Origin of the sequence: Neorhizobium populisoli (genome assembly GCF_019430945.1) — a bacterium.
GTDB classification, from domain to species: Bacteria; Pseudomonadota; Alphaproteobacteria; order Rhizobiales; family Rhizobiaceae; genus Neorhizobium; species Neorhizobium populisoli.
In genome coordinates this window covers 1-7,491 of sequence record NZ_JAHYCB010000040.1, presented here as the reverse complement: position 1 = coordinate 7,491, position 7,491 = coordinate 1, and the positions used below count along the sequence as shown (strand labels likewise).

General features: G+C 56.7%; 6 protein-coding genes and 2 pseudogenes. 4 read left to right on the top strand and 4 right to left on the bottom strand.

The annotated features are described in order from the left end of the window. Together KX729_RS33140 and istA are read right to left on the bottom strand one after the other, a co-directional pair. Window positions 1-351 (bottom strand): ATP-binding protein (locus tag KX729_RS33140; protein ID WP_219746673.1); only part of this gene is annotated, 351 nt, incomplete at its 3' end. Further along, window positions 348-1,853: an IS21 family transposase gene (gene istA / locus KX729_RS33135; protein WP_446692526.1), complete on the bottom strand. Its 1,506-nt coding sequence runs from the start codon at window positions 1,851-1,853 to the stop codon at window positions 348-350. The genes istA and KX729_RS33140, both read right to left, overlap by 4 nt. A 976-nt stretch (window positions 1,854-2,829) precedes the next feature. Between istA and KX729_RS34805 the strand changes: the two genes are divergently transcribed. The 3 genes and pseudogenes from KX729_RS34805 to KX729_RS33125 all read left to right on the top strand — a co-directional run. Further along, window positions 2,830-3,063, top strand: a complete 234-nt coding sequence (locus KX729_RS34805) for an ATPase domain-containing protein (RefSeq protein WP_219746674.1) — start codon at window positions 2,830-2,832, stop codon at window positions 3,061-3,063. Further along, window positions 3,018-3,371: pseudogene (locus tag KX729_RS34800) on the top strand (RAD55 family ATPase); the annotation flags it as partial. The gene KX729_RS34805 and the pseudogene KX729_RS34800, both read left to right, overlap by 46 nt. A 94-nt stretch (window positions 3,372-3,465) precedes the next feature. Beyond that, window positions 3,466-3,714 (top strand): annotated as a pseudogene (locus KX729_RS33125) (ATP-binding protein); the annotation flags it as partial. A gap of 416 nt (window positions 3,715-4,130) precedes the next feature. Here the strand turns inward: KX729_RS33125 and KX729_RS33120 are convergent. Both KX729_RS33120 and KX729_RS34165 read right to left on the bottom strand, forming a co-directional pair. Next, window positions 4,131-4,634, bottom strand: coding sequence for a hypothetical protein (locus tag KX729_RS33120; RefSeq protein ID WP_219746672.1), 504 nt, complete (start codon window positions 4,632-4,634; stop codon window positions 4,131-4,133). A gap of 229 nt (window positions 4,635-4,863) precedes the next feature. After that, on the bottom strand, window positions 4,864-5,133 hold the full coding sequence (locus tag KX729_RS34165) for a hypothetical protein (RefSeq protein WP_246618056.1): 270 nt from the start codon (window positions 5,131-5,133) through the stop codon (window positions 4,864-4,866). 596 nt (window positions 5,134-5,729) lie between these two features. Here KX729_RS34165 and KX729_RS33115 point away from each other — a divergent pair. Further along, entirely contained in the window at window positions 5,730-6,647 is a 918-nt protein-coding gene (locus KX729_RS33115; RefSeq protein ID WP_219746671.1) for a recombinase family protein, read from the top strand. The last annotated feature ends 844 nt before the right edge of the window (window positions 6,648-7,491 follow it).

Below are 7,491 nucleotides of genomic sequence, written 5' to 3'. Positions count from 1 at the left end.
TCCGCCGGGGGGACCGAACATGAGGATGTTAGCTCCCTTGGCAAGCCAACTGTCGCCGGCGGTAATTGCCATGACCTGCGCCTTCGAGATCATGGGTACAGCGTCAAAGGCGAAGCTGTCCAAGGTCTTTCCGGGCGGCAGGTGCGCTTCGGCGAGATGCCGTTCAATCCTGCGATTGGCACGCTCTGCCAGCTCGTGCTCGGCAATAGCCGACAGAAAGCGAGCTGCTGGCCATCCTTCCCGGTCCGCCTGCTCGGCAAATTGTGACCACAGCGTTTTGATGGTCGGCAGCCGGAGCTCGTTGAGCATGATGGCGAGCCGTGCTTCGTCGATCACGTGGGCGTTCTTCATGCAGCTTCTCCCGTCCCGATCAGGACCTCATAACCGTTAAGCGATGCGAATTGCACATGAACGGTCGGCAGCTTGGCTGGGTCCGGACCGAAGAGCGCTCGCATGGCAGCCAGATTGGGTAAGTCACCAGCATCGAGTGTCCTGGCCAATTCTTCGGCAAGTTCGCGTTCGCAGCCGCGGTCATGCGCCAGTGCCAGAAGCTCAACGGTGATCTTGCAAGCCTGCTTATCGGGAAGATGTTCGGTCAGGGCTTCGAAGGCCTTGCGATATTCCTCGCGCGGGAAGAGCTTGTCGCGATAAACGAGGCCGCGGAGCGCCATCGGCTTTTTGCGCAGGGAATGGATGACGTGGTGGTAGTTGACGACCTGATCGTGCCGGCCGTCGGCATGGCCGCGTCCGCGGCGCAACGACATCAGATGCGTACCGCCAACAAAGACATCCAGCCGATCGTCGAACAGGCGTACGCGCAGCCTGTGGCCGATCAGGCGGGATGGCACGGTGTAGAAGACCTTGCGCAAGGTGAAGCCGCCCGTCCGGGACACCGTAACGACAATCTCTTCGAAGTCCGTGGTCCGGCGCTCGGGCAGCGCCTGCAGATGGGATCGCTCTGCATCAATGCGCTTGCCATGGGCAGCGTTGCGACGGCTAACGATCTCGTCGACAAAGGCGCGGTAAGAACTGAGGTCGTCGAATTCCTTGGTCCCCCGCATCAGCAGGGCATCATGAACAGCGTTCTTGAGATGGCCATGGGAGCTTTCGATTGAGCCGTTCTCATGCGCGACGCCTTTGTTGTTACGCGTCGGCGTCATTCGATAATGGGAGCAAAGCTGATCGTATCGGTGGGTGAGATCGACCTTGGCATCGGCGTCGAGGTTGCGGAATGCCGCCGACAGGCTGTCGCTCCGATGATAGAGCGGCGTACCGCCTACGGACCACAGCGCATTTTGAAGCCCTTCAGCCAGCGCGACAAAGCTTTCCCCGCCGAGAATGACATGAGCGTGTTCGAATCCCGACCAGACAAGCCGGAAGTGATAGAACAGGTGATCAAGTGGCTGGCCGGCGATGGTCACACCAAGACCGCTGGCATCGGTAAAATCCGAAAGGCCCAGTCGGCCTGGCTCGTGCGTCTGGCGGAAGATGACCTCCTGCGCTTCGCCATTGACAGCACGCCACGACCGGATGCGTCGTTCAAGCGTGCGGCGGATACCTTCAGAGAGTTCTGGATGTCGGCGCAGCATCTCATTGTAGACGGCGACGGCACGGATGCCGGGTGCGGCCTTCAGCAGCGGGACGACTTCAGTCTCGAATATTGGCTCCAAGGGATCAGGGCGGCGGCGTCCACGCGGCGCTTTGCTTTGAGATGGCAGTTGTACCTCCTTCTCGAGGCGGTATGCCGTGGCTCGGCTGATCGACGCTTTTGCCGCGGCGACCTCTACAGAATGCGTTTGTCGGTACTTCATGAAGAGTCTCATCTGATGATCGGTTACATGGCGACCCGGCACAAACTGGTTCTCCAATCCAGAAAACCGCAAATGTACCGAACCGACCGCGATCATGAGACGCCGAAAATCTGCGCCACGCCGGGGTATGACTACGCTCGGGCTACGCCCTCACTCCGTCACACCCGGGCGCGAGTCTCATCCTGATTGACGCTGAATCTCACCTAGATTGCCGCTACGCAGGAACCCGCGAATCTGCAGCTCACGTACAAGGGCATGGTTCAGGCCAAGCGCGGAGATCATCTTTTCCATGGTATGAAGACTGCCATTTCAACATTCCCAATGCAACCTCGCCACCGGGTCGCCGCCAGCCTTGAACCACAGGTCGTTGAGATCGATTTTTGACAGATATCCTCTGCAGAAACCGCTTCAGCGCTGCATCATTTTTGGAACATCCGGGATCGCGGCAAAGGTAGGGCCGTAAACAAGCTTAGCGTCACTGGGTGACCTACCTCCTCCCTAGAGGGAAGCCTTTTAGTGCCAAGACGACACTTCCACGCTCGTCGATCTACAGCGACAGCCTGCCATGCGGCTGTCCCATATTTTAGGCTCCTGTTGCGGATCGTAACCTCGACGGGAATTAGGGCTTCATTGCTTCGACCAGGACAAAAACTGGCACCCCGACGCAAGCAGCCGTCGCCAGGATAACACAACCGAGTTTAACCAAATGAGCCCGACGAGCTTTTCTGGAATCCTACTGATAAGCCATGAATCACTCCATTCTCCCGGTAATACAGCTCGCGAGGGAAGGTATGTCGAGAGGGCTGGAGCGCGGTTCCTGTGGACATTTCCGGACTTCGTCCCGCAACACCGCAATAGGTGGCGGACTAGACCGTCATCTCTCCCGCATGGACAAAACAAAGCTTGTTGCCTTCCGGGTCACGGCAGTACGCGGCATAGAAGTCATCGGCGTAGTGCCGGAGGCCTGGAGCACCCTCGTCACAGCCGCCATGGTCCATAGCGGCACGCTGGAGGCCTTATCGAGGGCGCATCGTACATCATCCAGGGTCACCCGGGTGCCGGCAAGACTATCTTTGCCAATCGGTTTGCCTTCGACAATCTTTCACGAGGCGGCAAGGTGCTTTACGTCACCCTTCTCGCTGAGACGCATGATCGGCTGTTTCAGTCACTTGGTACGCTTGAGTTCTTCGACAAAGCGCATCTGGGATGCCTCAATCACCTACGTCAGTGTCTTTCAATCCCTCAGAGATGAAGGCCTTTCCGCTGTTGAGCCTGATCCGCCAGGAAGTCACAAGACAGGGGGCAACGCTGCTGGTTTTCGATGGCTTTCTGAGCGCCCGCGATCGCGCCGACACGCAACTTGACGTCAAGACCTTCGTCGCTGAAGTCCAGAGCCAGGCGGCGTCTGTCGGCTGCACCGTCTTGGTCTCAACCAGCACCCGGATCGCGGAAGACAGCCCTGAACATACCATGGTCGATGGCGTTATCGAGCTTCACAACGAGCTCGTCGGCGTCCGCTCGGTCCGGCGCCTACAGGTGAGGAAATCACGAGGAAGCGCCGCCCTCGGCGGCTACCACCAGTTCGAGATTACTTCGGCCGGAATAACGGCGCATCCACGCATGGAAGCAATGCTTGCACCGATGGTTGCCGCAGATGATATTGGACGACTGGGGCCTCGAGCCGCTCAACGAACAAGCCCGTCACGATCTGCTGGAAATCCTCGAGGACCGCTACGGCCGCCGATCGACGATCATTACCAGGCAACTCCCCGTATCCGCCTGGCAAGGTGTCATCGGTGACCCCACCTATGCCGACGCCATCCTGGACCGTCTCGTCCACAACGCCCATCGCATCGAACTCAGCGGAGAAAGCCTGCGACGAAATCTGCCGCGCAAAGCTTGACACATCACTCGAACGAACTGAAAACAATTACTGCCTGCAGACCCCGATGAAACAGGGGGCGAGATCATCACGGAATTCGGGGGCGCAATCATCTCGGAATAACGGGGCGGCTTCATCGGAATCGGCGCCCATGGGCGGCTTGATCAACTCCATGTTCGTCGATGGAAGGGTTGGTTTATAGGCGATCATACAGCTTGCTGAAAAACCACGTTGCTCTCCTTCTCGTCGGAGACATCATTTCCCCGACTTGGCATACCTCCGCGGAGTTGGACTGGAGGAGTCCAGTCCGCGTCCGATTACTCGCGATTTGCTAAGCTTGGTCGGGATCTTAGTTTCATCTCTCGCACGGCCTGTCGGTTTCGCGCCGTCCAGCCAAACCCCGTGGCGACTCAATCAATTTCGAAGCCCTGCACCCCTTACGACGTGCAGTCATCCTTGGGATAAGCAATCTCAAAGAGGAAGGCGTCGTTTTCATTATCGAACGCGATCCGTTCAAAGATTTCCGTTGTCGGAAACGACACCTGGCTCATGATCCAATCTTGCATTCGGCCGACTTCTTTATCCGCCATAGGACGCGAATGCTCAATAGTTGGTAATTCAGAAAGCGAAACGATCCCAACTCTAATATAGCAAAATCTACCCTCGGGCTTGAAAGAGAGGTCTGCGCGTATCGCCTCTTCTACGACATCATTTAGGGAGAAACCACACGAAGGGTCGTATGAGACAACCACACTGTTGACCAACGCCTGCAATCTATTGCTCTCGACCAACAAAAGAGTTCTCGACCGGAGTCGTAATAAACACGTCAAGGCAGCTTCAATTCTCAGACGCAAAACATTGATCTGTTGGCTGATCGCCGGATGCGGCGCCTTGCTCAGCCTGAATGAATAGATTCCAAGCTGAACGAGTTGCGCCTTCATGCGCGCAATAGCCTCTGTTAAATTCACACATTCACCTTTGGCGCTGCGGCCGGCATCCGGTCACTCAGCAGAGAGTCGCGATCGATCATCACCGCCTAGAATATTATCGCAACCTTGCCTGTAGGTGGGCTGTGATCGCGCGGTTCGTAAAAGCGATCCTCAAATGATAGACCACGATCAGATCGGGCGATGCGCGACGGCCAATCATGTTTCGGTGGCGTCGAAAAGTTCAGCAGCTCGTTTTGAGGGACGGCCGGATCGGAAACATGTCCTCTCCGTAATGGTGAAGTCTTGTGTGATGTCGCCGACACAACCATCTTACGTTCAATGGATCCTCATATTGATCGTGGTGAGCGTCAACAGAGGTGACGCCGCACACTTCCCAACTTTCTTTCTCGAGCTCTCCCGCGTTCAAGGCCCGCTGCACTGCCAAATGCGCATCGTACTTGTCGGGATTGGAGCGGCGCCAATTGGCCTGCCGGGTATCAGTTTTCAGCATTTCACCTCACCAACTGCGAATAGCATGCGTGGAACACGCTCGTGATCCCTATCATAGTATGGGACTACGCAAGATCGTGCAAAGGCATCATCGGTCGCACAGTGGGGGGCTTAGCCTAATATCCAGAAAACTGGCACTCGGTGTGCTCCTCCCAAACGGATGTTGCCAATGTCGAAGGTGCACGGTCTAGGATGAGGGAAGCGGCAGTCAGGTGCCTCGTCGCGTTGGATGCGCTCTATGACATCCAACAGTCGTCACCCCCATAGGTCTGGTCAAGGCAGCTAAGCAGGCCTCTTAAACCGTGTTGTCCATGGATGACAAATGGACCGCTTCGCTTATGCAATCGCGATGGGATTCTGTCGCGATCCGGTTGAGTGTATCGGAACACGAATTGCCGCCCCTCCCCCACAGGTCCGAAAATCTTCCGCAGAGAGGCGCTGGCTTACGTTGCGCAGCCCGGATGGTGCTGACGGTAACCGATAGCCATGATCGCCTCTCCGCGCCCCTCAGTTTCAAACATAAGAGCCGCTTGCAATCCACCTATTTCTCATGCATCGTTGTTTGTACAGTGTAGTCAAAACCGTAAAAGGGAAACCATGGCGAAGAGCCCGATTGCCAGCCCATCGCCAGCGCCACGACGTTTGATCGGGTATGCGCGTGCTGTCACAGGCGACAAGACAAAAGATACGCAAGTCGACGACTTGCGCGCTGCCGGCTGTAATCGGACGTTTCAGGAGGAAGAATCAGGTGCAGCGGGTGCCCGTCCAGTTTTAACAAGACTTCTCGCCAACTTGACTGCTGGCGACGTGCTGGTCATCGTCCAGCTCGATCGTCTGGCCCGATCGGTCAATCACCTGCTGCAGGTAGTTGATGACCTCGAAAAGCGCGGTGTTCATTTCAGGTCCCTCCGCGACGAAATCGATACCTCGACGCCGCAGGGCGTTTTTGCGATTAAAATTCTTACCTCCGTCGCACAGTTCGAGCGAGCGTTGATTGGTGAACAAACCAAGGCCGGCATCAAGGCAGCGAAAGATCGCGGCAGAACACCGGGCAATCCAGGCCTTCGCGAACGACGTCCGGAGGCGATCAAAGCTGTCTCGAAAGCGCGCGAAAAGCATTATATCGAAAAGCTGATATCATCTGCCGAGACTTGGCTGCCAACCGTGCGACAGCTCCGCCCCCTACATAGTTGGGATAATATCGTGCGAGTTCTCGATCGCCGAGGCCATCGCTGGACAGTGGAGAGATTGCGCCGCGCTGTGCATCGCATGGTCCGCGAGAACCTCGCCGAACCCGAGCTGTTGGAGCGCGCGCCGCGACGTGCTCCAGAAGATCATTTGATGAAGGTCGTGGCTGCAGTCGCGATCGCCGACCCTAGCCTTTCGCTGCGCGCCATTGCTGCGCAGCTGGATCAGATGAGAGAGCGGCCGCCACGCGGTGGAGGCAAATGGCAGCCATCTTCTGTGCGTCATCTCTTGAACGAAGCGTATCGGTTTGGGCTCCTACGTTATTGAGAGTGCTGGGAAAGACTGCAGCCCGCTTTGATGCAGTGGTTACCTCGTCGGCGATACGCGTGTTGATAAGGACCGCTCGCTGCCCCAAAGGTCCTGAAGCAGCCCAACACAGAAAAATTAGAAATCGTCGTCGAGACAATCTAAAATCACACTGCGAAGTCATGGTACCTGGCATCGTATGGCCCCGGGTGCCAGCGTCTCGATCGCCGCAGTGCCATCCGCCGTTTCCCCGCTACAGCGAAGTAGGGCAGGGTAGGGCAGCAACACCGTCCTCGCCTATCTATTCCCAGCAAGGCGCCGATCGCGATCTTCCGTCTCCACGAGCTTGGCGGTTCGATAAGATAAACAATTTGCTGCGTTAGGCATTGCGAACCGGACCAATCGCAATCTCCCTAATCGGCCCGCGTTGTCGCTGTGATGCTACGAGCCCCTCTTCTACGAAATACAATCTCGATCATCATTGTGATGCGGCCTTTTGATGACCGCCTATCTATTTCATCGCCAACTCATACGTTCGCCTGCCCGCGCCTTTTGAGCCGTCCGGTCTGCCCGCGGATCTTAAGGTGAATATGCAGACGCAATTCGAACTGGGATCAAGGTCGGCAATGCCCAGTCAGTCTCTTGGGCAGCATCCGGATAATGGCATCAAACGATGTAACGGCCGGTCGGCACCATGTTGCGGCCTGCGCAGAGATCTAACCTGCAAGTAATCGAAGATGCTCTGATCCCCAAAAACTGGATCGTTCATAACTGGAGTTTTCCGCGTTAAATTCCCGGCTGGGAACAGGAGCGGAAGTGATGAAGGCATCGAAGTTTTCGGACGCCCAGAAGGCGTTCATTCTGA